General features: G+C 67.5%; 26 protein-coding genes. 13 read left to right on the top strand and 13 right to left on the bottom strand.

The genetic code is table 11. From position 1 onward, the window contains the following. Positions 1-2 precede the first annotated feature (2 nt). Both AC3A6P_RS26125 and AC3A6P_RS26120 read left to right on the top strand, forming a co-directional pair. On the top strand, positions 3-1,373 hold the full coding sequence (locus AC3A6P_RS26125; RefSeq protein ID WP_487694931.1) for an FAD-containing oxidoreductase: 1,371 nt from the start codon (positions 3-5) through the stop codon (positions 1,371-1,373). A 77-nt stretch (positions 1,374-1,450) separates the two neighbouring features. Then, on the top strand, positions 1,451-2,062 hold the full coding sequence (locus AC3A6P_RS26120; RefSeq protein ID WP_487694930.1) for a TetR-like C-terminal domain-containing protein: 612 nt from the start codon (positions 1,451-1,453) through the stop codon (positions 2,060-2,062). 2 nt (positions 2,063-2,064) lie between these two features. On the opposite strand, the gene AC3A6P_RS26115 is transcribed toward AC3A6P_RS26120, so the two are convergent. From AC3A6P_RS26115 to AC3A6P_RS26105, 3 genes are read right to left on the bottom strand one after another with little or no spacing between them, the layout of a single operon-like run. After that, positions 2,065-2,556, bottom strand: coding sequence for a DinB family protein (locus AC3A6P_RS26115; protein ID WP_487694929.1), 492 nt, complete (start codon positions 2,554-2,556; stop codon positions 2,065-2,067). Next, a complete protein-coding gene (locus AC3A6P_RS26110) occupies positions 2,553-3,323 on the bottom strand; it encodes a thioesterase family protein (protein WP_487694927.1) in 771 nt (256 codons plus the stop codon). Before AC3A6P_RS26110 ends, AC3A6P_RS26115 begins: the two co-directional genes overlap by 4 nt. Then, a complete protein-coding gene (locus AC3A6P_RS26105; protein ID WP_487694926.1) occupies positions 3,320-4,177 on the bottom strand; it encodes a RecB family exonuclease in 858 nt (285 codons plus the stop codon). Before AC3A6P_RS26105 ends, AC3A6P_RS26110 begins: the two co-directional genes overlap by 4 nt. A gap of 71 nt (positions 4,178-4,248) precedes the next feature. On the opposite strand from AC3A6P_RS26105, the gene AC3A6P_RS26100 reads away from it, so the two are divergent. Continuing rightward, entirely contained in the window at positions 4,249-5,079 is an 831-nt protein-coding gene (locus tag AC3A6P_RS26100; RefSeq protein WP_487694925.1) for a tRNA (adenine-N1)-methyltransferase, read from the top strand. Positions 5,080-5,121: 42 nt separating this feature from the next. Here the strand turns inward: AC3A6P_RS26100 and AC3A6P_RS26095 are convergent, their stop codons facing one another. Genes AC3A6P_RS26095 through AC3A6P_RS26085 form a run of 3 tightly spaced genes read right to left on the bottom strand, consistent with a single transcriptional unit; the run spans position 5,122 to position 6,424 of the window. Continuing rightward, positions 5,122-5,421, bottom strand: coding sequence for a DUF503 domain-containing protein (locus AC3A6P_RS26095; RefSeq protein ID WP_487694923.1), 300 nt, complete (start codon positions 5,419-5,421; stop codon positions 5,122-5,124). Positions 5,422-5,429: 8 nt separating this feature from the next. Continuing rightward, the gene (gene lppK / locus AC3A6P_RS26090; protein WP_487694988.1) at positions 5,430-5,897 is read right to left on the bottom strand and encodes a lipoprotein LppK; all 468 of its coding nucleotides are present in this window, start codon (positions 5,895-5,897) and stop codon (positions 5,430-5,432) included. A gap of 20 nt (positions 5,898-5,917) precedes the next feature. Further along, a complete protein-coding gene (locus tag AC3A6P_RS26085) occupies positions 5,918-6,424 on the bottom strand; it encodes an MTB12 family secreted protein (RefSeq protein ID WP_487694922.1) in 507 nt (168 codons plus the stop codon). Between the two features lie 148 nt (positions 6,425-6,572). On the opposite strand from AC3A6P_RS26085, the gene arc reads away from it, so the two are divergent. The 3 genes from arc to arr all read left to right on the top strand — a co-directional run bounded on the left by arc (position 6,573) and on the right by arr (position 9,241). Beyond that, positions 6,573-8,399: a proteasome ATPase gene (gene arc / locus AC3A6P_RS26080; RefSeq protein WP_487694921.1), complete on the top strand. Its 1,827-nt coding sequence runs from the start codon at positions 6,573-6,575 to the stop codon at positions 8,397-8,399. Positions 8,400-8,545: 146 nt separating this feature from the next. Then, entirely contained in the window at positions 8,546-8,752 is a 207-nt protein-coding gene (locus tag AC3A6P_RS26075) for a zinc-ribbon domain-containing protein (RefSeq protein ID WP_487694920.1), read from the top strand. A 69-nt stretch (positions 8,753-8,821) separates the two neighbouring features. Then, complete coding sequence (arr, locus tag AC3A6P_RS26070) at positions 8,822-9,241, top strand: NAD(+)--rifampin ADP-ribosyltransferase (protein ID WP_487694919.1); 420 nt, start codon at positions 8,822-8,824, stop codon at positions 9,239-9,241. 10 nt (positions 9,242-9,251) lie between these two features. Here the strand turns inward: arr and AC3A6P_RS26065 are convergent, their stop codons facing one another. The 4 genes from AC3A6P_RS26065 to AC3A6P_RS26050 are packed head-to-tail and all read right to left on the bottom strand — an operon-like array spanning position 9,252 to position 14,207. Next, on the bottom strand, positions 9,252-10,646 hold the full coding sequence (locus tag AC3A6P_RS26065; protein ID WP_487694917.1) for an HNH endonuclease signature motif containing protein: 1,395 nt from the start codon (positions 10,644-10,646) through the stop codon (positions 9,252-9,254). Between the two features lie 34 nt (positions 10,647-10,680). Continuing rightward, positions 10,681-11,829: a hypothetical protein gene (locus tag AC3A6P_RS26060; protein ID WP_487694916.1), complete on the bottom strand. Its 1,149-nt coding sequence runs from the start codon at positions 11,827-11,829 to the stop codon at positions 10,681-10,683. Positions 11,830-11,835: 6 nt separating this feature from the next. After that, positions 11,836-12,975: a hypothetical protein gene (locus tag AC3A6P_RS26055; RefSeq protein ID WP_487694915.1), complete on the bottom strand. Its 1,140-nt coding sequence runs from the start codon at positions 12,973-12,975 to the stop codon at positions 11,836-11,838. Further along, positions 12,975-14,207 carry a metal-dependent hydrolase family protein gene (locus AC3A6P_RS26050; protein ID WP_487694914.1) on the bottom strand — a complete coding sequence of 411 codons (1,233 nt, stop codon included), beginning with the start codon at positions 14,205-14,207 and terminating at the stop codon, positions 12,975-12,977. Before AC3A6P_RS26050 ends, AC3A6P_RS26055 begins: the two co-directional genes overlap by 1 nt. A gap of 115 nt (positions 14,208-14,322) precedes the next feature. Between AC3A6P_RS26050 and dop the strand changes: the two genes are divergently transcribed. The 4 genes from dop to prcA all read left to right on the top strand — a co-directional run bounded on the left by dop (position 14,323) and on the right by prcA (position 17,664). Next, on the top strand, positions 14,323-15,819 hold the full coding sequence (dop, locus tag AC3A6P_RS26045) for a depupylase/deamidase Dop (RefSeq protein WP_487694912.1): 1,497 nt from the start codon (positions 14,323-14,325) through the stop codon (positions 15,817-15,819). 77 nt (positions 15,820-15,896) lie between these two features. Next, positions 15,897-16,091 (top strand): ubiquitin-like protein Pup, encoded by a 195-nt coding sequence (locus AC3A6P_RS26040; RefSeq protein ID WP_487694910.1) that lies wholly within the window; start codon positions 15,897-15,899, stop codon positions 16,089-16,091. Then, entirely contained in the window at positions 16,088-16,951 is an 864-nt protein-coding gene (gene prcB / locus AC3A6P_RS26035) for a proteasome subunit beta (RefSeq protein WP_487694908.1), read from the top strand. The genes AC3A6P_RS26040 and prcB overlap by 4 nt, the downstream gene beginning before the upstream one ends. Then, positions 16,948-17,664, top strand: coding sequence for a proteasome subunit alpha (gene prcA, locus AC3A6P_RS26030; RefSeq protein WP_487694907.1), 717 nt, complete (start codon positions 16,948-16,950; stop codon positions 17,662-17,664). The genes prcB and prcA overlap by 4 nt, the downstream gene beginning before the upstream one ends. 4 nt (positions 17,665-17,668) lie before the next feature. Here the strand turns inward: prcA and AC3A6P_RS26025 are convergent, their stop codons facing one another. The 3 genes from AC3A6P_RS26025 to AC3A6P_RS26015 form a co-directional block, all read right to left on the bottom strand. Beyond that, positions 17,669-18,682, bottom strand: coding sequence for a PE-PPE domain-containing protein (locus AC3A6P_RS26025; protein WP_487694906.1), 1,014 nt, complete (start codon positions 18,680-18,682; stop codon positions 17,669-17,671). 126 nt (positions 18,683-18,808) lie between these two features. After that, positions 18,809-19,804, bottom strand: a complete 996-nt coding sequence (locus tag AC3A6P_RS26020) for an AraC family transcriptional regulator (RefSeq protein ID WP_487694904.1) — start codon at positions 19,802-19,804, stop codon at positions 18,809-18,811. Positions 19,805-19,837: 33 nt separating this feature from the next. Beyond that, the gene (locus AC3A6P_RS26015) at positions 19,838-21,598 is read right to left on the bottom strand and encodes an alpha/beta hydrolase (RefSeq protein ID WP_487694903.1); all 1,761 of its coding nucleotides are present in this window, start codon (positions 21,596-21,598) and stop codon (positions 19,838-19,840) included. Positions 21,599-21,717: 119 nt separating this feature from the next. Here AC3A6P_RS26015 and pafA point away from each other — a divergent pair, with 119 nt between their 5' ends. The 3 genes from pafA to AC3A6P_RS26000 all read left to right on the top strand — a co-directional run bounded on the left by pafA (position 21,718) and on the right by AC3A6P_RS26000 (position 25,092). Next, entirely contained in the window at positions 21,718-23,076 is a 1,359-nt protein-coding gene (gene pafA, locus AC3A6P_RS26010; protein WP_487694902.1) for a Pup--protein ligase, read from the top strand. A gap of 61 nt (positions 23,077-23,137) precedes the next feature. Then, complete coding sequence (locus AC3A6P_RS26005; protein WP_487694987.1) at positions 23,138-24,118, top strand: helix-turn-helix transcriptional regulator; 981 nt, start codon at positions 23,138-23,140, stop codon at positions 24,116-24,118. Then, positions 24,115-25,092, top strand: a complete 978-nt coding sequence (locus AC3A6P_RS26000; RefSeq protein ID WP_487694901.1) for a helix-turn-helix transcriptional regulator — start codon at positions 24,115-24,117, stop codon at positions 25,090-25,092. The genes AC3A6P_RS26005 and AC3A6P_RS26000 overlap by 4 nt, the downstream gene beginning before the upstream one ends. The last annotated feature ends 38 nt before the right edge of the window (positions 25,093-25,130 follow it).

Raw genomic sequence — 25,130 nt, 5'->3', positions numbered from 1 at the left:
CCATGACAACACATTTCGACGCCATCGTGGTCGGTGCGGGACAGGCCGGCCCGCCGCTTGCCGGGCGCCTGACCGCGGCAGGTCAGACCGTCGCGGTGATCGAGCGCAAGCTCGTCGGCGGTACCTGTGTCAACTACGGCTGCATTCCCACCAAGACGCTGGTCGCCAGTGCGCACGCGGCCCACATCGCGCGGCGCAGCGCCGATTACGGGATCGGCACCGGCGACGTCACCGTCGACATGACCAAGGTCAAGGCCCGCAAGGACGGCATTGTCCGGGGTGACCGTGAGGGTGTCGAAGGCTGGCTCGAAGGCATGCCGGGCTGCACGCTGATCCGCGGCCACGCCCGGTTCATCGACTCGCACACCCTGCAGGTCGACGATCAGGTGCTCTCCGCCGACCGGATATTCCTCAACGTCGGCGGCCGCGCGGTGGCCCCCGCGATCCCAGGCCTCGACGACGTGGACTACATGACCAATGTCGGTGTCCTGGAACTGGATTCGGTGCCCGAGCACCTGGTCATCATCGGCGGCAGCTACATCGGGCTGGAGTTCGCGCAGATGTACCGCCGCTTCGGCGCCGAGGTCACCGTCATCGAACGCGGCCGGCGGCTGGCTTCCCGCGAGGACGACGACGTCTGCGCCGCCATCAAGGAGATCCTCGAAAAGGACGGCATCACAATCCATCTGGGTGCCGATGACATCCGGGTCAGCGCGGACGGCCAGAACATCTCGGTGCACACCAGTGCCGACGGCCCCACGGTCACGGGGTCACACCTTCTCGTGGCGACCGGTCGCACGCCCAACACCGACGACCTCGGACTGGAGGCGGCCGGGGTGGACACCGACGGCCACGGTTACATCGTGGTCGATGACCAGCTGCGCACCAGCGTCGAACACATCTGGGCGATGGGGGACTGCAACGGCAAAGGCGCCTTCACCCACACTTCGTACAACGATTTCGAGATCGTCGCGGCCAACCTGCTGGACAACGAGCCACGGCGCGTCAGCGACCGCATTCCCACCTACGCGCTGTACATCGACCCGCCGCTGGGCCGGGCCGGGATGACGGTCGCGCAGGTGCGCGAGTCCGGCCGAAAAGCTCTGGTGGGCAAGCGTCCCATGACGCGGGTGGGACGCGCGGTGGAAAAGGGCGAGACGCAGGGCTTCATGAAGGTGGTCGTCGACGCGGAGACCAAAGAGATTCTGGGCGCGGCCATTCTGGGTGTCGGCGGTGACGAGGTGATCCACGGCATCCTCGACACCATGTCCGCCAAGGCGCCGTACACCACGCTGACCCACACCGTGCACATTCACCCGACGGTCAGCGAGCTGGTGCCGACCATGTTGGAGGAGATGAAACCGCTGGCATAGCAGTCCTGGCAAAGTGGTTCCAGTCGCAACCAACTGCCGTTACCATGACGGCGAAGGGGACGGACTGGGGGGTTCCGATGCCAGCAGACGGCAATGACGACGACATCGACGACGACATCGACGACGACACTGACGACGACACTGACGGCGAGCGAAAGCGCATACTCGCTGCGGCACATGACGAGTTGAGCCGCTGGGGGATCGATCGTTTCAACCTCGCCGCCATGGCGGACCGGCACGGTATCGCCCGAGAAGTGGTGTGGCGGTACTGGGATGACGAAGAAAGCGTCGTTCTGGAAGCTCTCCTGCACGCACCCACCAGGGCCATCTCGTTACCCGATACCGGTGCGCTGCGCGACGATCTGGCTCAGCTGGCGTCCGAGATGGCTGCTTACCTGGCGACCGACCACGGGCGTCGACTGCTGCGGGCCCATGTCATCACCAACCTCGACTACCCGAGAACATCGATCCGCCAGGACGCCTGGTCGTTCGGGACCCGTGCTCTCAGTGAGATCTTCGAGCGGGCTCGCCGTCGCGGTGAAGTGTCCGACGACATCGAAGTGCGGATGGCCCTGGAAATGCTCTTCGCGCCCATCAACATGCGCGTGCTGTTCACCGGCGAAGCGATCGACGACCAGTACTGCACCGAACTCGCGGAATGGGTGTGGCGCGCAGCGACTTCCCGGTGAGCTCAGCCCGCGGCCCGGATCAGGCGTAACTGGCCCAGTTCGGCGACATTCTTCGTCAGCTCGACATTCAACCAGGACGCGGTGTGCGCCAGCGTCTTCGGCGGATCCCACGGGTAAGGCACCGACCGGCTCAGATCGGCGTCGCTCAGCACCGACCGCCAGGCGGCGGCCAGCTCACGCAGCCGCGCCACAGCAGCAACTCCGGTTCCCGCCCAGAACACCTCGGCGCGGCCGGGAACCACCTCACCGGAAGCGTGCGCCAACGCCGTTGTCCACCACCAGTCGATGTGCCAGGTGAGCCAGGCGACGGTGGGCACCGGAACGGGATCGAGCTCGGCCTCGGAGAAATCGGGGCGCCACAAACCGTCGCCTCCGCGGTGCACCGTCCACACCACGCCAGCCGGCTCCCACAGGAAGTCGTCCTCGACGAGCGCGTCGAGATGCAACTGCGCCAGCGCCCACACGAGATCGAACTGCTCGAGCAGAACGCTCACTGGCGCTGCACCAGCAGGGTCTGCGCGGAGGTCCCGAGGAAGCCGCCGCGGTCGTACACCTCGGCGGTGGTGACCCCGACTCCGTCGGGCCCGATGGATCCTCGAGCCCGTAAGGCGAAGTCGTCCCCGGTGGGCAGTCGATGCAGGTGCACCACTGTGTCGGTGTTCATAAACACGTACTGCCGCGGATCCAGCGCCGAGCCCACCCCGTTGGCGGAGTCCACCACCATGGTCAGCCGCTGCAGTGCCGTCGTGGGCTCGTCATCGACCAACGAAACCTTCGGCGTCAGCCAGAACACCCGCGAGCCCGAATCGTCCTGCTGGCGGCGGAAATCGACGGACTCGAGATAACCGGCGGCGTTCCACCAGCCGTCGGGCAGCGGCACCAGCGGACCCTCGACCAGCGGAGGATGCCTGTCGGTGACCGCGTCGGCGGTGTCGCTGACCGCCAGGGCCCACGCCGAGACCCGGGCGACCGGGCGTGTGTCGTCGACCGGTGTCATCTCCGCGGCCAGCAGCGAGATCCGCCGTCCCGGCCGCTCCACCCACGTCCGTACCCGCAGCGGCGCCACCGGAATGGCGCCGAGGATGTCCAAGCTGAGCCGGCCGATACGCAGCGCCGCCGGGTCCAGCTGCTCTTCGATGAGCTTGGTGAGTAGCGCCAGCGGTGGCGAACCGTGCTGGATTTCCGGTGTCCAGTTGCTGCGGGTCAGGTCCGTCGAGTCGTACACATCTCCGGGCAACCGCCGGTAATAACAATCCGTCACGCTGCTGAGCCTGCCGGATGCTGCGGCCAACCCGGATACGGCGGTGGGGTACCGCCGAACTCCGGGCACAGACTCTGATGGGCGCACCAGTTGCACAGGGGGCTTCGATTGGTGCGGAAATCGCCTGTGGCGCCCGCAGATTGGATGGCCCGCCAGATGGCCACCAGCGTCTTCTCGAAGCGCTCGAGTTCCTCGAGGTCTGGTGCGTAATCCAGCAGCTGACCATCGGCGAGGTAGATCAGCCGCAGCCGCGTGGGCAGGATTCCCCGTGAGCGCAGCAGGGCCACCGCGTAGAACTTCATCTGGAACAGCGCCTTGAATTCGGCCAGGGCCCGCGCCTCCGGCGGTGCCTTGCCGGTCTTGTAGTCCACCACCCGCACCTCACCGGTGGCCGCGACGTCGATGCGGTCGACGAAACCCCGCAGCAGTGTGCCGTCGGCGAGCTCCACTTCCACGCGCTGTTCGCAGCTCTGGGGGTCGAAGCCGGTGGGGTCCTCGAGCCGGTAGTAGCCCGACAGCAGCTTGGCCGCCTCGGCGAGCAACTGCTCCCGCTGTTCGGGAGCCACCTGTTCGGCAAGGCCCGGCTCCTCGGCGGCAATCCGGTTCCAGGCCGGCGCCAGCAGCCCCAGGGCGGTGTCCTGACCGCGTTGGGCGGCGGGCAGGCTGTAGAGCTGTTCGAGGGCGGCGTGCACCACCGAGCCGCGTAACTGCGCGGGTGACGACGGCTCGGGCAGCCGGTCGATGGCCCGGAACCGGTACAGCAAGGGGCACTGCTTGAAGTCGGCGGCCCGTGACGGCGACAGGGCAGGTCGAGATGCCACCCGTTCGGGCACCCCGGGGACTGTCTCGGCCATACTTGGCAGCTTATGCACGGGCTCAGACATATTTGGCAGGGTTGTTCGGTGGTTGTGGAAGAGGGCGCACTGTGTCGTTGACGGGACCGTTCACCGAAGGTGACCGCGTGCAGCTCACCGACGCCAAGGGCAGGCACTACACGATGGTGTTGGCGCCGGGCGCCGAGTTCCACACCCACCGCGGCGCGATCCCGCACGACTCGGTGATCGGCGTACCCGAGGGCAGCGTGGTCAAGTCCACCAACGGTGATCAGTTCCTGGTGCTGCGCCCGCTGCTCATCGACTATGTGCTGTCGATGCCGCGCGGTGCGCAGGTCATCTATCCCAAGGACGCGGCGCAGATCGTGCACGAGGGGGACATCTTCCCGGGCGCGCACGTGCTCGAGGCGGGCGCGGGCTCCGGCGCGCTGACCTGCTCGCTGTTGCGTGCGGTCGGCCCGACCGGCCAGGTGACGTCCTACGAGGTGCGCGACGACCACGCCGTGCACGCCATCCGTAATGTCGAGACCTTCTTCGGGGAGCGTCCGCCCAACTGGAATCTGGTGATCGGTGACCTGGCCGAATACACCGGCCCGCAGGTGGATCGCGCGGTGCTCGACATGCTGTCGCCGTGGGAGGTGCTCCACGCCGTGTCCGAGGCGCTGGTACCCGGCGGTGTGCTGATGGTCTACGTCGCCACCGTCACCCAGCTGTCGAAGACGGTCGAGGCGCTGCGCGAGCAGCAGTGCTGGACCGAGCCGCGGTCATGGGAGACCATGCAACGCGGCTGGAACGTCGTGGGCCTGGCCGTGCGACCGCAGCACAACATGCGCGGGCACACCGCGTTCCTGATCTCCGCACGGCGGCTGGCTCCGGGCACCATCACCCCGACACCGCTCAAACGCCGCAAGCAGCAGGTCTGATCGTCGGCCGCCGCCTCGGGGGCAGCCCGTCGTAGAGCGCGGCTAGAACTGGTCTTCGCTGCGCGACAGTCCGCGCCGGACGGACAGCAGCTCGATCTCCGGGCGGGCGGCCACCAGACGTTCGGCGTTGTCCAGCACCTCGACCACATGAGCACGATCGCCGGCGACGGCGGCGATTCCGATCACCGTGCGCCGATGGAGATCGACGGAGCCCGTCTCGGCGGCCGAGACGGCGAAACGGCGGCGGAGTTCGGCGACGATGGGGCGCACCAGCGCGCGTTTCTCCTTCAGCGAATGCACATCGCCGAGCAGGATGTCGAACTCGAGCCAACCGATCCACATGCCAGGCCCTACCGTCCGTACGCCAGGAGCATGTCTGCGGTCCGGCGCGACAGCTGCCAGGTGTTGTCCACCCCCCGGAACTCCATCGGGAACGAGAACGGTGCCGCCTCCGGGTCGGCCGCGGTGATCGTGACGTCGGCGTTCACCAGGCCCGGCTCACGGTCGGAGGCCACGATGCCGGTCACCGAAAAGGTCAGCGGGGCGAGTTGGTTGTCGCGCAGCGCGGTGGTGAAGGCGTCCAGGGCGGTCGCGTCGGCGCCGGTGGCGCCCTCGACCAGGTTCAGCTTGTCGCGACCCGGTACGGCGGGATCGGAGATCCGGGTGAGAACGTCCAGTAGCGCCGCGGGCTGAGGCGACTCCTGCGGTGCGACGGCCGAGGACGTCACGGGCGGCGGCGGCGATGAGGGTGGCGCAGCGGTGTTGTCACTACACCCCAACAGCCCGAACGCCGCCACGAGAATCGTGGCGGCGCTCAGGACTGCGTTTCGGATCAGGGTCAGCCCGCCGAGGCGAGCAGCGACAGTGCCGAACCCTTCTGCACCAGCCAGCCGGTAGGGCTCTTGCCGGCGATGAAGGTGACCGGGCGGGTGGTGCTCACGCCGTTGGCGGCGGTGGCGGTGACGTTCGCGGTGGCCACCGGGCCGTTGAGATCGATGTCCACCACGTTGAAGGTCAACGGGAACAGGCCCTTGGCCTGCGCATTGGTGAACGCACGATCGGCGGTGATGCCCTCGATGCGGCCGACGCCGCCCTCGATGTATGCGGCCTTGTTGCCACTGAACGAGCCGCCGGTGGCGAGCGCGTTGAGGGTCTGGGTCAGCGGAGCCGCCAGCTCAGGTGCGGGCACCTGCGGCATCGGGACGTCCCACGACAGCAGGTTGGCCTGCGGAGCTGTGGCGTTCGTCACGGTTGCAAGGGAAGTCACACCTGCCGCCGCGGCGCCGACGATGGCGACCGCTCCGGCAGCGGTTGCCACACCGGTGGCGAGGGATTTCAGGTTCACGGCTGTCCTTTCAGTCGGCCCGCCTCTTGATCAGAGGCTAACAGTGTTGCTGGTGTGTCGAATTCCTACACCGCACACAAAGTCTGAATCGCCGGTAGCGTTGAAGTTGTTACCGCACCAACTTTCGGTGCGGGGAATGGAGCGCAGCATGAGTGAGTCAGAGCGTTCGGGGGAGAACCCGCAGGGATTCTCCAGCGAGGATGCTGCCGAGCTGGAGGCCTTGCGTCGCGAAGCGGCGATTTTGCGCGAGCAGCTCGACACGGCCGGTGGTCAGGGCGGTGCGCGAACCGCCCGCGACGTCCATCAGCTGGAGGCCCGTATCGACTCGCTGGCGGCACGGAACGCCAAGCTGATGGAAACACTCAAGGAGGCTCGCCAACAGCTTCTCGCGCTGCGCGAGGAGGTGGACCGGCTCGGGCAGCCGCCGAGCGGTTACGGCGTGCTGTTGAACACCCACGAGGACGACACCGTGGATGTCTTCACCTCCGGCCGCAAGATGCGCCTGACGTGTTCGCCCAATATCGAGGTGGCGTCGCTCAAGCAGGGCCAGACGGTCCGGCTCAACGAGGCGCTCACCGTCGTGGAGGCCGGCACGTTCGAGGCCGTCGGTGAGATCAGCACTCTGCGCGAGATCCTGGCCGACGGTACCCGTGCCCTGGTGGTCGGTCACGCCGACGAGGAACGCATCGTGTGGCTCGCCGAGCCGTTGATCGCGCCCGACGATCTGCCGGAAGAGATCGCGGCCACCCTGTCGGAGGCTGAGCTGGATCTGCGTCCCCGCAAGCTGCGCCCCGGTGACTCGCTGCTGGTCGACACCAAAGCCGGTTATGCGTTCGAGCGCATCCCCAAGGCCGAGGTCGAGGACCTGGTGCTCGAAGAGGTGCCCGACGTCAGCTACCACGACATCGGTGGCCTGACCCGGCAGATCGAGCAGATCCGCGACGCCGTGGAGCTGCCGTTCCTGCACAAGGACCTGTACCGCGAGTACGCGCTGCGGCCGCCCAAGGGTGTGCTGCTGTACGGCCCGCCCGGGTGCGGTAAGACGCTCATCGCCAAGGCGGTGGCCAACTCGCTGGCCAAGAAGATGGCCGAGGTGCGCGGGGATGACGCCCGTGAGGCGAAGTCCTACTTCCTCAACATCAAGGGCCCGGAGCTGCTGAACAAGTTCGTCGGCGAAACCGAGCGGCACATCCGGCTGATCTTCCAGCGGGCTCGTGAGAAGGCGTCCGAGGGCACCCCGGTGATCGTCTTCTTCGACGAGATGGACTCGATTTTCCGCACCCGCGGCACTGGCGTCAGCTCCGATGTCGAGACCACCGTGGTCCCGCAGCTGCTGAGTGAGATCGACGGTGTGGAAGGCCTGGAGAACGTCATCGTGATCGGCGCGTCCAACCGCGAGGACATGATCGACCCGGCGATCCTGCGGCCCGGCCGCCTGGACGTCAAGATCAAGATCGAACGGCCCGACGCCGAGTCGGCGCAGGACATCTTCAGCAAGTACCTGACCGACGAGTTGCCGATCAACGACGACGATCTCGCCGAGTTCAGCGGCGACCGCTCGCTGACCATCAAAGCGATGATCGAGAAGGTCGTCGACCGGATGTACGCCGAGATCGACGACAACCGGTTCCTGGAGGTCACCTACGCCAACGGTGACAAGGAAGTCATGTACTTCAAGGACTTCAACTCCGGCGCCATGATCCAGAACGTCGTCGACCGCGCCAAGAAGAACGCGATCAAGTCGGTGCTGGAGACCGGTCAGCCTGGTCTGCGGATCCAGCACCTGCTCGACTCGATCGTCGACGAGTTCGCCGAGAACGAGGACCTGCCCAACACCACCAACCCCGATGACTGGGCGCGGATCTCGGGCAAGAAGGGTGAGCGGATCGTCTACATCCGCACCCTGGTCACCGGCAAGAGCTCGAGTGCGTCGCGGGCGATCGACACCGAGAGCAACCTGGGCCAGTACCTGTAGGCACCGACAACCGATCAGGCCAACAGCGACAGCTGTTGGCCTGATTGTGTTGTGGCACAGAAACTTTCCGTGGCCGACAGTGATCACCTGTGTTGTCGCCGGAGCGCACCTGACTTCGTCGACGCGGCGGTCCCTACTCTGGAGTGGTGTTCTTCTTCCTCTTCGGCTACGGCACCAAACAGAAGCTCCTGGGCGCGGGGGAGGTGCGTACCTGCCCGCGGTGCCACAACACCACCCAGTGGCAACGGGTCAGGGAGTTCAAACAGTTCAGCGTGTTCTTCGTGCCGGTCGCGCGGTGGAAGCGCCAGGAATTCGAAGTGTGCGGCATCTGTGGGGCCGCCACCGCTGTGTGACCCATTCTCACTGTAAGCCAGACCCGGGGGCTTGCGGCAAGACCGCGTTCAGGTTGCACAATCGCCGGCATGACCAGACCTTTTGAGGTGCACGAGTCGGGCGCGTATCTGCACGGCACCAAAGCGGATCTCGCGGTGGGCGATTTTCTGATACCCGGCCGGCGATCCAACTACGACCCGGAACGCATCATGAACCACGTCTACATCACACAGACCCTCGATGCCGCGGTATGGGGCGCCGAGTTGGCTGTCGGTGAGGGACGCGGACGGATCTACATCGTCGAGCCGGAAGGCGCCGTGGAGGACGACCCCAACGTGACGGACAAGAAACTCCCGGGCAATCCGACGCGCTCTTACCGCACGCGCGAACCGGTGCGCATCGTCGGCGAAATCACCGACTGGGTGGGGCACACCCCGGAACAACTCGCAGCCATGCGTGACGGATTGGCCGACCTCGAGCGCCGGGGGCTCGCCGTCATCTACGACTAGCGTGCAGCAATCAGCTGGCTGCTGGTGGTTGGAATGGGGTGTACCACCACCATTGGGCGCGTTCCCCGGTGGGGCCGGGGCACGGTGGAACATTGGGTGGCTGTGTGGTGGGTGGTCGGGCCAGGGATGCGTTGGTGAGTTGTCGGCCGGCGGCGTCGGTGACGACGAGCTGGTGGGCGGGGCCGGTGAGCGTGATGCGGCCGCGGTGGTGGGCGCGGTGGTGGAAAGGGCAGACCAACACCAGATTCGATGGTTCGGTGGGGCCGCCGTCCTCCCAATGGATGAGGTGATGAGCGTGCAATCCGCGGGTGGCTCCGCAGCCGGGGACCACGCAGGTGCCGCGGTCGCGGTGTTCCAGAGCCCGGCGTAGCCGGCGGCTGATGGTGCGGGTTTCCCGCCCGGCGCCGAGGGGGTGGCCGTCGCGTTCGAACCAGACTTCGCAGGTGGCGTCGCAGAGCAGGTAGCGGCGGTCATCGTCGGACAGCAGCGGCCCCAGATGCAGGGCGGCGGCGCGGGTTTTGACGTCGAGGTGCACGACGACGGTGGTGCGGTGTCCGTGTGGGCGGGCGGCGACGTCGGCGTCCCACCCGGCGTGCACCAGGCTCATGAATCCGTCGACCGGGGTGGGGAACGGTGGGGTGGTGTTGGAGGTGCCGGTGGCGTGGTCGCGTTTCCAGTCGGCGACCAGGGCGTCGCGGTGGGAGTCCAGGGCGGCCTGGAATTCTGCGGCTTCATGGTGGGGCAAGGTGATGTGCCAGGTGACCGACTGGTCGTCGCTGGTGTGGGTGATGGACCGCTTGGGTTGCCGGCGTGGCGGTTCCGGTCGCGACTCAGGCCCGGGTCCCGGTTCGGGCGGCGGTTCGGGCGGGGGCTCGGACGTCGATCCCGCTGTCAATTCCCAGGGCGCGGGCTGTGATTCCCAGGGCTCGGGTTGGTACTCCGGTTCTGGCTCGGGTTGCGGTTCGAGGGTGGGTGTGGGTTTGGATTCCAGGTTCACCGCATGGCGGAGTTGTTCGACGGTGGCGTAGGGGATCAGTTGGGCGTAGTGCTCATCGGAGCCGTTGGCGGCGCGCTCGGCGATGACCCCCATTTGATCCAGTGACACCCGGCCTTGCCGCAGCATGGCCGTGCAGCGGGGGAATTCGGCGAGACGTTGCGCGATGGTGGTGAAGATGTCGGCGTTGCGCGGTGAGACCCCGAGTTTCCAGGCCACCAGTGCTGGTATGGATTTGGCGCCGGTCATACCGGCCAGTCCGTCACGGTCGATCTCGGCGATGATCTCCACGATGCGGCTGTCGATCGCATTGCGCTGTCCGGCCAACTCTGCAAACTCCTCGAACAACACATCGAGCCGCTCCTTGGGTGACACCTCCGGAGCGGCGAAAGATGTTGCGGTCGAGGACATGCCACCATCAAAGCAGAAGGGTACGACAAAAAACCTAGCGCTCCAAGGTCAGATACGCGTCGCGGCCGGCCAGGCTGACCGCCACGTCGGCGATCAGCGGATCGAAGAACCGTTGCCGATACAGGGGATCCACCGAGGTGCTCACGGTGAAGTACAGCCCGGACAACACGGACACGAACAGCGACGTGTGCACCACGGTCTGGGGAACCGGCACGTGGACGCCGAACCACGTTCCCGCACAGGGTGGCTCGCCTACCGGGCAGCTCTCCTGCGACGACCACAGCACCGTCACGTCATCGGGGACGGCGATGATGCCCAGCGCCAGGAAGAACGCGAAGATCCCGGCGGTGAAGAACACCACCTGGATCGCCTGGGACACCACCATGACGGCGACGACGTTGATCTGCTCGGCCACCGACAGTGGGGTGCGCTCGGAACGGCCGGACAGGTCCGCCAACGGCGTATCCACCAACAGCGCGGCCGGGTCGGACTGCTCGGAGCGGTCCTCGCGCAAGGCGCGCACCTCGTCACGAATCGTGGTGACCATGAACAGAAGTGCGATGATCGCCAGGAATCCGACTGTCTGCCAAAGTCTCTCGCGGCTCATGCGGGCCGCGAGCTGCCACAGTTCGCCGGTGAAGTACACCACCACGGTCAGCATCAGCACCGGCAGCGCGCGGCTCATCAGGTTCCCCAGGGCACCCAGCTGAACGGAGGCGAACCGGAAGGCCCACAACGCAATCGACCCGAATCCCAGGTAGGTCAGCCAGATCGTCAGCAGTGTCACCAGCAGGAACACCGGCGCTTCAGCCACCGCCGCGGCCGACCAGCCGTCGACGGTCACCGGCATCACCACCACGAACATGGCCATGACGAGCAGCGCGGCTGTGCGCCTGCCCCGCTCAGAGGCGGCAGTGTCGCGCTGGTGCAGCACATTCAACACGAACGGCGCCGCGATCAGCAGCACCGCGATGATGCCCAGCCGCACGATGTACCCGTAGTCCGGGTCGTCGCCCGTCCAGCGCGCCAGCGCCATCGCGGCCGCGGTCAGGGCGCCCACCCCGGCCACGGCGGGGGCCGACCGCTCGATCAGCGCGTGCGAGCGCACCCGCCGGGTCAGCACCAACGGCAGCCCCCGGTGCAGGAACCAGTCGTGCACGCGCTGCATGTCGGCCACGGCCATATTGTGTCAGCGCTCCGCGGTGAACGTCCGGTAGCGGTCGCGAGCCACCATCGTCAGCCGCAGGTCTTCGACCAGCGGGTCCAGAAAGCGGCTGCGCTGATCGGCATCGGCCACTGCACGGGCGCTGATGTACATGAACGTCAAGGCGCCCAGGAACATCGCGGTCTGGATCAGCGCATCCGGTGCCGGGATCGTCATGCCCAGGAACTGCCCGTCCGAGGTCCCGTTGCGTGTCCACGCGGCCAGCAGTTCCGGGCTCAACAGGATCAACCCGAGGGTGAAGAAGATCAGCGCCGTCACGATCGACACCGTCAGCACCTGCACGATCTGGCTCAGGGCCAGGACGAAGCCGACATTCAACCGTTCGGCACGCGACAGCGGCACCCGCCGCGGCCGGTCCGGCATGTCCTCGAACGGGGTGCCGACCAGGCTGGCGGCGTCCTCGGCTTTCTTGGCGTTCGGGTCGAGGATGGGCCGCACCCGCTCCATCGTGCTGGACACCAGGAACACCGCCGCGACGGCGAACAGGAACAGCAGCGCCAACCACAGGCGTGGCCGACTGACCGTCGACGCCATCACCCACACATAGGAGTTGAAGAACACCAGGACGGTCAGCAGCACCACCGGTAGAGCCCGGACGAACAGGCTGCCCACCGACGCCAGGTTCTCCATCGTCACCCGGGCCGACCACGCCAGGATGGCACCGACTCCTGTTGCGGTACAGACCAATATCAGGGCGACGACGATGGTGTCACCGATGATGTTGACCGGTTCGTGTGCGCTCACTCCACCGAAGAACGCGCCGGCATAGATCACCAGGATCGACAGGCCCGACGCGACGGTGCGCCAGCGAAAGTCCAGCCGCGAGACCAGCCATCCCACCAGGGCGGCCACCGGCACCACGATCAGCAGCAGTCCCAGGACAAACCATTCGGTGCGGGTGGGCGCGCCATCGATGTCGATGGTGTGTTGCCCCGTGACCGCGACCACCAGTACCGAATTGGCCATGAGCACCGCGAAGCCGCTCAGCGCCGGCGCCGAACGCGGCCACACCCGGCGTACCAGCGAGCCCGGGCGAAGCACCGCCGGCAGGCCATGCCGCAGAAACCAACTCTCGGCGGCCACCCGCTCAGGGTTGTCTGTCATCAGGGCACCGTGAATCCGCCGCGGTTGCTGGCCGGCCGGCCGTCTTTGATCACCAACAGGATGTTCTCCGGCGTGCCGAGGGAGTCGATGTCCTGGAGTGGATCACCGCGCGTCACAACCAGATCGGCGAGCTTGCCCGCGGCAACCGTGCCCAACCGGTCGGCGACACCGCATAGTTCGGCGGAGGCGCTGGTGCCCGCCACGATCGCCTGCATCGGGGTGAGCCCGCCGAACCGCACCAACAGTCCCAGCTCGGCGAGGTTGGTGCCGTGGGCAGGTGAGAGTCCGGCATCGGTGCCCACCGCCACGCGAACGCCGGCCGCCACCGACGCAGCCAACGAATCATGGGCCAGAGCGTGCCATTTGGCGCTCTTGGCGGCACCCTGAGGGGACGCCGTCACCGGCGTCATGGTCTCCAGCAGGGTCGGCACCAGGAAGGTGCCCTGCGCCACCATCTGGGCGCGCAGTTCGTCATCGATTTCGTAACCGTGCTCGATGCTGTGCACCCCGGCTTCCACCGCCGCGCGGATGCCGGCGTAGCCGATGGCGTGGGCGGCCACCGGCCGGCCGCCGAGGTTCTGCCCCTCTTCGACGATCGCGGCGATCACCTCGCGGCGCATACCCAGCCAGGACGGATCGTCGTTGGGGGAGGAGACACCGCCGCTGGAAGCCACCTTGATCACGTCGGCGCCGGCCCGGATGAGTTCGCGGGCACGAAGCCGGGCCGCATCCACCGAATCCACGAGGCGGGCGCCGATCAGCGGGCCCAGATCGAGACCTGACGGCAGATGGAGGTCCGCGTGCCCGGCCGTCTGCGACAGCATGTTGATCGCCACCAGCAGCCGCGGTCCTTCGATGAGCCCGTCGGCCACCGCCTCCCGCACGCCGGGGTCGATGCCCATCAGGTCACGGGCGGTGGTCACCCCGTTGTGCAGCGTCACCCGCAGTCGCTCGAGCAGACGGAACAGCTCGTACGAGGGCGGCTTGAGGGCATGCTCCAGTGGTGAGCCGCCGGCACCGGGCAGTGCGAAGTGCACGTGGCAATCGAAGAACCCGGGGCACACGGTGTGGCCGCCGAGATCAACCCGGGTGACGGGCTCCGCCGAGGTGTAGGTGGACTCGGCCCCGGCCCAGCCGATCCGACCGTCCTTCACGAGCACCGCGGCCTGCGGCACCGGGTCGGCGCCGGAGCCGTCGATGAGTGTCATGTTGTGCAACAGGTACGTGGTCATAACGTCCGTAACTGCACCACACAATCGCCGCACGAGTAGGCCCCTCGGGTGCTTTGGGGCCGGCCCTTCCTCCCCCTCGTACCTCGGGCTCGTCGACCGGCCCTAGGCTGGTCCCATGCAAAGGATCATCGGAACCGAGGTCGAGTACGGCATCTCGTCGCCGTCCGACCCAACGGCCAATCCGATCCTCACGTCGACGCAGGCGGTGCTGGCGTATGCGGCCGCCGCCGGAATCCAGCGCGCCAAGCGCACCCGCTGGGACTATGAGGTGGAGTCGCCGCTGCGTGACGCCCGCGGATTCGACCTGAGCCGGGCCTCCGGCCCGCCGCCGGTGGTCGACGCCGACGAGGTGGGCGCGGCCAACATGATCCTCACCAACGGCGCCCGCCTGTACGTCGACCACGCGCACCCGGAGTACTCCGCACCCGAGGTCACCGACCCGATGGACGCCGTCATCTGGGACAAGGCCGGCGAGCGGGTGATGGAAGCCGCCGCCCGCCACGTCGCGAGCGTGCCGGGGGCCGCCAAACTGCAGCTCTACAAGAACAACGTGGACGGCAAGGGTGCTTCCTACGGCACCCACGAGAACTACCTGATGAGCCGCCAGACCCCCTTCTCGGCGGTGATCGCCGGTTTCACCCCGTTCCTGGTGTCGCGCCAGGTTGTCACCGGCTCGGGCCGGGTGGGTATCGGCCCGTCGGGCGACGAGCCCGGTTTCCAGCTGTCTCAGCGCGCCGACTACATCGAGGTCGAAGTCGGCCTGGAGACCACCCTCAAGCGCGGCATCATCAACACCCGCGACGAGCCGCATGCCGACGCCGACAAGTACCGCCGTCTGCACGTGATCATCGGCGATGCGAACCTGGCCGAGACGTCCACCTACCTCAAGGTCGGTACCTCGAGCCTGGTGCTCGACCTGATCGAAGAGGGGATCGACCTCTCTGATCTGGCGCTGGCCCGCCCCGTGCACGCGGTGCACGTCATCAGCCGCGATCCCAGTCTGCGGGCCACCGTCGCCCTGGCCGACGGCCGGGAGCTGACAGCGCTTGCGCTGCAACGCATCTACCTGGATCGGGTGGCCAAGCTGGTGGACAGCCGCGACCCTGACCCGCGTGCCTCGCACGTGGTGGAGACGTGGGCCAATGTGCTCGATCTGCTGGAACGTGACCCGATGGAGTGTGCGGACCTGCTCGACTGGCCGGCCAAGCTGAGGCTGCTGGAGGGGTTCCGCAACCGCGAGAACCTGGCCTGGTCGGCGCCGCGGCTGCACCTGGTGGACCTGCAGTACTCCGATGTGCGCCTGGACAAGGGGCTCTACAACCGCCTCGTCGCCCGCGGGTCGATGCAGCGGCTGGTCACCGAGCAGCAGGTCCTCGACGCCGTGGACAACCCGCCGACGGACACCCGCGCGTATTTCCGCGGCGAGTGCCTGCGCCGCTTCGGCGCCGACATCGCGGCGGCCAGCTGGGATTCGGTGATCTTCGATCTGGGCGGCGATTCGCTGGTCCGGATCCCCACGCTGGAGCCGCTGCGCGGTAGCAAGGCCCACGTCGGTGCGCTGCTGGACTCGGTGAACTCAGCCGTGGAGCTGGTGGAGCAGCTGACAAATTGATTTCACGGTGATCCGGGATGCCCGGCAATCCGGGCGCTGACCGGTACTGTGGAGGAACCTAGTTAGAGGAGGCAGCGATGGCTCAGGAGCAGACCAAGCGTGGCGGTGGCGGCGGCGATGACGACGATTCCACCGGCAGCACGGCCGCGGGCCAGGAGCGTCGCGAGAAGCTGGCCGAGGAAACCGACGACCTGCTGGACGAGATAGACGACGTCCTGGAGGAGAACGCCGAGGACTTCGTCCGCGCATACGTCCAAAAGGGCGGCCAGTGACCTGGCAGTTCAACAACCGCTTGAATACCAGTTCCCCCATCTCCGATCTCTCGTCCTTTTCTGACCATCTGCGCCGCGAAGCGCCGCAGTTGTTGCCGACGGGCGGTGTCCAACCGGTTGGCAGCGGTGCTGATCTGCCGCACGGGACCACGATCGTCGCCCTGAAGTACCCCGGTGGGGTGCTGATCGCCGGTGATCGGCGCGCCACCCAGGGCCACATGATCGCCAGCCGCGATGTGCAGAAGGTGTATGTCACCGACGACTACACGGCCACCGGCATCGCGGGCACAGCGGCCATTGCCGTGGAGTTCGCCCGGCTGTACGCGGTGGAGCTGGAGCACTACGAAAAGCTCGAAGGTGTGCCGCTGACGTTTGCCGGCAAGGTGAACCGCCTGGCCATCATGGTCCGCGGCAACCTCGGGGCCGCTCTGCAGGGCTTCGTGGCGCTACCGCTGCTGGTGGGCTTCGACGTCGACGACCCGGACCCGGCGGGCGCCGGGCGCATCGTGTCGTTCGACGCCGCGGGTGGCTGGAATTTCGAGGAAGAGGGCTACCAGTCGGTGGGCTCGGGCTCGATCTTCGCCAAGTCGTCCATCAAGAAGCTGTACTCGCGTGTCACCGACGCCGAATCGGCTTTGCGGGTGGCGGTCGAAGCGCTCTACGACGCCGCCGACGACGACTCCGCCACCGGCGGACCGGATCTGGTGCGGGGCATCTATCCCACCGCGGTGACCATCGGTGCCGAAGGGGCCGAGGAGATCACCGAGGCGCGGATAGCCGAACTGGCTCGCGAAGTGATCGCAAGCCGTTCCCGCACAGACACTTTCGGACCCGACGCCGGTGAGGCCCCAGTTTCATGAGTTTCCCGTATTTCATCTCGCCCGAACAGGCGATGCGTGAGCGCAGTGAGCTCGCCCGTAAAGGCATCTCTCGCGGTCGCAGTGTTGTGGTGCTGGCCTACGCCGACGGTGTGCTGTTCGTCGCCGAGAACCCGTCGCGCTCGCTGCAGAAGGTCAGCGAGCTCTACGACCGGGTGGGCTTCGCCGCCGTGGGCCGGTTCAACGAGTTCGACAATCTGCGTCGCGGTGGCATCCAGTTCGCCGACACCCGCGGCTACGCCTACGACCGCCGCGATGTCACCGGCCGCCAGCTGGCGAACGTGTACGCCCAGACGCTGGGCACCATCTTCACCGAGCAGGCCAAGCCCTATGAGGTGGAACTGTGTGTCGCCGAGGTGGCGCACTACGGTGAGACCAAGGCGCCCGAGCTGTACCGCATCACGTATGACGGATCCATCGCCGACGAACCGCATTTCGTCGTGATGGGCGGTACCACCGAACCCATCGCCACCGCGCTCAAGGACTCCTACGCCGAGAACGCCAGCCTGGGCGACGCGGTGAACATCGCCGTCAACGCGCTGCAGGCCAGCGGCGCCAACGGTGAGCAGCGCACCCTCGGTCCGTCCACCCTCGAGGTGGCGATCCTGGACGTGAACCGACCCCGGCGTGCGTTCCGCCGCATCACCGGGGCCGCGCTCGATGCGCTTCTGCCGCAGGCGGAATCCGCCGAGTAGTCGGTCAGGCCGCTTCGGCCTTGTGGTCGGGCTTGTCGGCTGACTTGTCGGCGCGCGCCCGCTTCGAGGGCCGGTCGTTGTGCTCGTCGGAGCGCGATCGCTTCTGGGTGGCATCCGAGGTGGAATTGCGCTCGGCCTTGCGTTCCCCGGCGCGCTTCTTCACTGTCCGCTCAACGTCGTCCTCGTCGGAGTTCGCCTCGGCCGCCGGAGCGTCGTTACGCGAATAACCCGCGTCCACGATCTGTTTGAGCGGCTGCTCGATGGCCGACACGATCCGCTCGTCGACGTTGAGGTCTCGCAACGGTTGCAGCAGCGGAAGGCGGTCGTTCTGAATGAAGTACGACGTGGTGGTCCCGCCTAGGCTGTTGACCGTCTCGGTGACGTCCCGGTCCGGTATCGCCGAGAGATCGGCGTCGGGTCCGTAGGAGATGGGGTGCACGTAGACGATCCCGGCCAGCGCGTTGAGCGTGGCGATGAGATTCAGCGGACGGTCCGGGAAATCGGCCAGGCCGTCGTACTCACGAGTGACGATGATGGTGTCGTACGGTGTGTCCGGTGCGGGCAGGAACGTCACGCCGATGAACGGGACGTGCAGTCCCGGCAGCCTGCCGCCGATGCCGGTGGCCGAGCTGGGGTCGCCGACGGCCACGAACACCACGTCGTCGGCTGCTGGTCGGTCCTGCTCGTCGAGCGCCATGAGCGCGCGTTTGGCGTCGGCGATCGCGAGCGCGCCCTGCGATACACCGGCAATGCGCACCGGGCCGTCAGCATTGCCGAGGATGTCGACGATCGCGTCGGCGCCGACGTCGATGGAGGCGTCCATGTGGGTGTAGGCGCGGGGATAGGTGACGTTCTGGGCGCCGGTGAGGTAGCCGTCCAGCAGCCAGTTGATGTCACCGTCGGTGACGGTCCCGGTGCCGGAGAAATCCGTGCCGCCCAAGAAGTAGGTGGGTGTCGGGGGAGCGCTGACCGGGCTGAAAACCAACGCGGTGGCCAGGACGGTTGCGGCAGCGGACATCGGCATCTCCTGAATGTGTTGTGCGGCAGCCTGGTTGGCGGACCGCCGCGACCTTTCACGCCGACTCTAAGGTCGGGTGCAGCGCAAGAAGAGGACGTTAGCGCTCAGGTTTTGTGACCCAACCGCTCATTGGCCGCCGCGGTACGAGCTGGGCGGGCTGCCGGTCCACCGGCGAAACGCCCGACGGAACGCGCTGGGCTCGGAGAACCCGAGGCGTTCGGACAGGGCGTCGACGGTCTCGCGCCCACCCACCAGGCTGGCCACCGCCTCGTCCCGCAGCACGTCCTCTTTGAGCCGGCGGAACGAGGTGCCCTCGTCGTGCAGCAGCCGCCGCAGGTGCGGGGTGCTGACGGTCAGCAGTTTGGCGGCGGTCTGCAGGGAGACGGCTCCCGGTGTGCTGCTGTGCTCCAGGATCCTGCGGACCCGGCTGGCGGCGCTCGAACGGTAGTGCTGACGAAACAGCAGAGCACTGGGCGATTCTCGGATCAACTCGCGCAGGGTGTCTTCGCTCTGGACCACCGCCGAACACAGGTACCGCTCATCGAAGGTGAGTGCCGCCGTCTCGGCGCCGAACTCCGGCGCCACGCCGTAAACCGATTGGTACTCCGCTGATTCGGCTGGACCGGGTCCGGGCAGTCGGATACTGCTCAGTTCGATGTGCTCGCCGATCAGCCAGCCGGCGAAGCGGTGCACCACCGCCAGGAATATAGCCGCGACGGGTTGGCTGAGGTGGGGGTGGGCCCGCCCCCCGAGCACCAGCCGGGCACCACCCTCGATCTCGACGAGCCCGACCTCGAAACCCATTCCGATACCCACGAATTCGGCCAGGCGCCGGAGCGCGTCGCCCAGTGTCGGGGAATGGATCAGACCCAGGGTCATCATGCGAAAGGTGCCGCGCGGAACGGGTTTCGGGCCGGCGCCCACCAACTCGTCATCCGAAATGTCCCACAGCGCCTGGACAAGGCGCGCCGCCTGCGCTTCGGTCACCCGGGCCGCGTCGGCGCTCACCAGTTCCGCCGGGATGGCGGCGATCTCCAGCGCCTCTCGCGCGTCGTACCCACCCGCGCGGGCCAGGTCCAGCGCGGCGCGCACGAACTGGATAGCGACGGTGCGGCCCCCCACGGTCGTGAAGTTATCACCCGGCAACGGCGCCGGTCAGCGCGGCAGATTGACCCCTTTGACATCCAGTGCTTTCCAGTCGCCGGTGATCACCGCCAGGATGTTGTGCCACGCATCCGACGGTTCGTTGATCACGGCGCTGTGCGCGGCGGGCCCGGCCATCGGGCTGCCGTCGAGGCGATAGCCGGTGTCGAGGCGCACCACACCAGGCATGGTGTCGGGATCGGCGCCGTGTGGGCTCAGCGGAAGTCCTTGTACCGCCTCGATCCAATCCCCGGGTGCGGTCATCGAGAACCGTTGCACCTCGGGGTTGCGGTTGTGCCAGTCGTCGGGGCCGTCGACACCGATACCCGCGCCGGCGGCAGCGACGTAGACGGTGCGATCGGCGGTCAGGCCCAACTGCTCAGCCGTACCCAGGATCGACCCGCCGTAAGAATGCCCGATATAGGTCACCGGGATGTCTCGGCCGGCGGCCGCCACCGCCCGGTGGACATCCTCACTGAACGCCACCAGTCGTGGGGCCATGTCCAGGGCATATGTGGGCTTTCCGGCGTCGATCACCCCGGCGGCCCAGGCGCCCGTGGGGAACGGTCCACCCAAATAGGTGAGCATCGCGACGTCACCGCCGCCGGCCGCGACGAACCGCCGTGAGGTCTCGGTATCGGCTGCCGATCCCGCGATGGTGGTGTTCAGACCCGGAACCACCACGCCCACACTGGTGGCCGTGCTCAGATCGCCGGTGAGTTCCACGAAGGACGCGCGGTCGGGGTCGAAGGCGATGAGCTGACGGGGTACCTCGGCGCCGTCGCGGTTCGTGGGATCGGGCACATCGGCCAGCAGCCCCTCGTAGAAGTCGATGCGGGCCGCCGCTTCCCGGTCGTGGGTGGCCACGATCGCCGCCCGCACGGCGGGGTCGGCATGGGCGGCCAGCCACAGCCGTTCGGCACTGCCGTCGTCGAGTCCCAGTCCGGCGGCGAACATCCGGCGTACCTTGTCTTCGGCGGGTATGTCCACGATCCGGCGTTGCTCGAGGATGGCGTCCGCGACGTTGATCCGGTTGGCCGCCATCCGCATCGGCCACGGCACACCGTCGGTGTTGCCCACTTCTCGTGGCGCATCGATGACCAGCTGCTCGCGCTGCGCTGCGGGCATGGACGCCAACTGTTCGGCGATCCGGTCCTGGCTCATCCCGGACCACGCTCCTACGATCTCGCGCGGTGTCATGGTCCAGGCGCCGGCCGGCACCGTGGCCGCCGGCGGGGGACCGTGGGTGAACGCCACGTCGATCTCGCGTGCGGTCTCGCGGTCGGCAGCGCCGAGGCGATGCAGCGCTGTCACCAGTTCCCGGGTGAGTTCGGTTGCGCGCGTGGCCATCATCTCTGCCGCCACCGTCTCCGCCCCGCCGCACAGCAGCCGCAGTAGCTCCGGCGCAGCCGCCGGAGCCGTCACCACCCCGTCCTCGGCCACGCCGTAACCTTCGGCGGCGGCGCTGTCGGCGATGTGCAGCGCATCGCGGCGGGCCTGCCCGATCTGCCGCGCACCGTCGCGGGCGGCCGCGGCCGCGGCGATCAAGGCGCGCGCGGCCCGGCGGCCCGGCGCTGTGATTTCCTCGACGCGGGCACGGGCTTCCTCGGCCGCCGACCCCGACCAGAACTCCGTCGTGCCGAGCGCTGTGCGGGCCACCTGATCCAGGTGGATCTGCACCCCGCCTGCGGCGTGATCCCACGCATCGGCAAGGTCGGCGAGCGTCTCAGGCTGCCATGCGCGGGCCTGCGAAACCGACGGTCTTTCCGGCATGGCGCATGGTGGCACCGCGACCGGAGGGCAGGTCGACACTCATCCACAGGACGCGTCGACCGAACCGTTACGGCGTGCTTGCCCACCACCGTGACCGACCAGCTTGTACGCTCGAAGACGTGCAGCGACGAATCATGGGTATCGAGACCGAATTCGGTGTTACCTGCACCTTTCACGGCCACCGGCGGCTCTCGCCGGACGAGGTGGCCCGCTACCTGTTCCGCCGGGTGGTGTCGTGGGGCCGCAGTTCCAACGTCTTCCTCCGCAATGGCGCGCGCCTCTACCTGGACGTGGGCAGCCACCCGGAGTACGCCACCGCCGAATGTGACAGCCTGATCCAGCTCGTCACCCATGACCGTGCAGGTGAACGGGTGCTCGAGGACCTGCTGATCGACGCCGAACAGCGCCTGGCCGACGAAGGCATCGGCGGCGACATCTACCTGTTCAAGAACAACACCGACTCGGCGGGCAACTCCTACGGCTGCCACGAGAACTACCTGATCGTGCGCGCCGGCGAATTCTCCCGCATCTCCGATGTGCTGCTGCCGTTCCTGGTCACCCGCCAGCTGATCTGCGGTGCCGGCAAGGTGCTGCAGACGCCGAAGGCCGCCACGTTCTGCCTGAGTCAGCGCGCCGAGCACATCTGGGAGGGTGTCTCCAGCGCCACCACCCGCAGCAGGCCCATCATCAACACCCGCGACGAGCCGCACGCCGACGCCGAGAAGTACCGCCGGCTGCACGTCATCGTCGGTGACTCCAACATGAGCGAGTCCACCACCATGCTCAAGGTGGGCACCGCCGCGCTGGTGCTCGAGATGATCGAGGCCGGGGTGCCGTTCCGCGACTTCTCCCTGGACAATCCCATCCGCGCCATCCGCGAGGTCAGCCACGACCTCACCGGCCGGCGCCCGGTGCGGCTGGCCGGTGGTCGGCAGGCCAGTGCCCTGGACATCCAGCGCGAGTACTACGCCCGCGCCGTCGAGCACCTGCAGACCCGCGAACCCAACCCGCAGATCGAGCAGGTGGTCGACCTGTGGGGCCGTCAACTCGACGCGGTGGAGAGCCAGGATTTCGCCAAGGTCGACACCGAGATCGACTGGGTGATCAAGCGCAAGCTGTTCCAGCGCTACCAGGACCGCTACAACATGGACCTGTCCGACCCGAAGATCAGCCAGCTCGACCTGGCCTACCACGACATCAAGCGTGGTCGTGGGGTGTTCGACCTGCTGCAGCGCAAGGGTCTGGCGGCCCGGATCACCACCGACGAGGAGATCGAAGAAGCCGTCGAGACGCCGCCGCAGACCACGCGCGCCAAGCTGCGCGGTGAGTTCATCAGCGCCGCGCAGGAGGCCGGTCGCGATTTCACCGTCGACTGGGTGCACCTCAAGCTCAACGACCAGGCGCAGCGCACGGTGCTGTGCAAGGACCCGTTCCGGGCCGTCGACGAACGGGTCAAACGGCTGATCGCGTCGATGTAAGCCTGGCGCGCGGCAGACCTCTAAGGTCTCATCCGTGGGGATCTCCAAAGTCGAACGCCTGATGAACCTCGTCATCGCGCTGCTGTCGACTAACGGTTACATCACCGCGGAGCGGATCCGCCGCAGCGTCGCCGGGTACAGCGACAGCCCCAGTGACGAGGCGTTCTCGAGGATGTTCGAACGCGACAAGAACGAACTGCGCGACCTGGGCATCCCACTGGAGACCGGTCGGGTGTCATCGTTCGACCCCACCGAGGGGTACCGGATCAACCGGGATGCCTACGCGCTGCCCGATATCGAGCTGACCGCCGACGAGGCGGCCGCGGTCGCGGTGGCCACCCAGCTGTGGGAGTCACCGGAACTCGCAACCGCCACCCAGGGCGCACTGCTGAAACTGCGCGCGGCGGGGGTGGCCGTGGAACCGGAGACGGCCGCCGGCGTCGCCATTTCCAGCGCCGCTGGACTGCCCGGTTTGCGGGGCTCCGAGGACGTGCTCGGCGTGCTGTTGGCCGCGACCAATTCGGGTCGCGCCGTTCAGTTTCCGCACCGGGCGTCGCGCACCGACCCCTACACCGTGCGTACCGTCGAGCCGTGGGGTGTGGTCACCGTCAACCGGCGGTGGTACCTGGTCGGCCATGACCGTGACCGCAACGCCACCCGTACCTTCCGGCTGTCCCGCATCGGAGATGACGTCAAGGCCGTCGGCCCGGAGGGCGCGGTGACCAAACCCGACGGAATCGATCTGCGCGCCATCGTCACCCAGGTGGTCGGTGAGGCGCCCAGCGGCCTGCTGGCCCGGGTGTGGGTGGCCGACGGCCGCGCCACCGCGTTGCGCCGCGCCGGAACCGCGGTCGGGCCGCACACACTCGGGGGCCGCGCCGGGGAGATCGTCGAACTCGACATCGGGTGGCGGGACCGATTGGCCCGCGATGTCGCCGGTTACGGCCCCGACGCGGTGGTGCTGGAGCCGGCGTGGCTGCGCGAGGACGTGATCGAACGACTGAAAGCGCAAGTGCCCCTAGCAGGAGCGGATCGCCCATGAGCAACGTGTCGACCCGGCTGGTCCGGCTGCTCAACATGGTCCCGTACTTCCAGGCCAACCCGCGGATCACTTTCGCCGAAGCGGCCAGCGATCTCGGCGTGACCACCAAACAACTGCGTGACGACATCAACCAGCTGTGGATGTGCGGCCTGCCCGGTTACGGCCCGGGCGACCTGATCGACTTCGCCTTCCCCGGCGAGGACACCATCGAAGTGACGTTCTCGGCCGGCATCGACCAACCGCTGCGGCTGACTTCCCCGGAGGCCACCGGCCTGCTGGTGGCGTTGCGCGCGCTGGCCGATGTGCCGGGTGTGGTGGATCCCGAGGCGGCCCGCAGCGCCATCGCCAAGATCGAGTCGGCGGCCGGAGCGGTGTCGCACGGCGTATCGGCCGAGGCGGAACCCGCACCCGCGGAGAGCCGTGCTGCCGCGACCGTCCGCGAGGCGGTGCGCAGGGAGAGAGCTCTGGTCATCGAGTATTACTCGGCCTCGCGGGACACGCTGTCGAGCCGGCTGGTCGACCCGATCCGGATCCTGCTGGTGGGGGACCACAGTTACCTGGAGGCGTGGTCCCGCGAAGCCGAAGGGGTGCGGTTGTTCCGCTTCGACCGGATCGTCGACGCCACCGCTCTGGAGGAGCGGTCGGCGCCGCCGGAGCCGGTGCTGCAGAACCCGCCGGACACCTCGCTGTTCAGCTCCGACGCGGACTCGACGCTGGATCCGAGCCTGCAGTCGGCGACACTGCGGATCGCACCGGCAGCGTCGTGGATGTTCGAGTACTACCCGCTGCGCTCGATCCGGGAGTTGCCCGACGGTCATTTCGAGGCCGAGATGACCTATGGCAGCCCGGAGTGGATGACGCGGCTGGTGCTGGGTCTCGGGGACGTGGTGACCGTCCTGGCGCCAGCGGAATTGGCGACGCAGGTGCGTGACGCCGCGGTCGCCGCACTGGGCGCATACGCGGCAGCGGGGTAGCATCGCAAGCGCACGGCCCGAACAATCTGGAGGTAACC

This window comes from Mycobacterium sp. Soil_C_30, from assembly GCF_057656995.1.
Note: the sequence above shows the minus strand (reverse complement) of the source record. Positions and strands in the feature narration are given on the sequence as shown.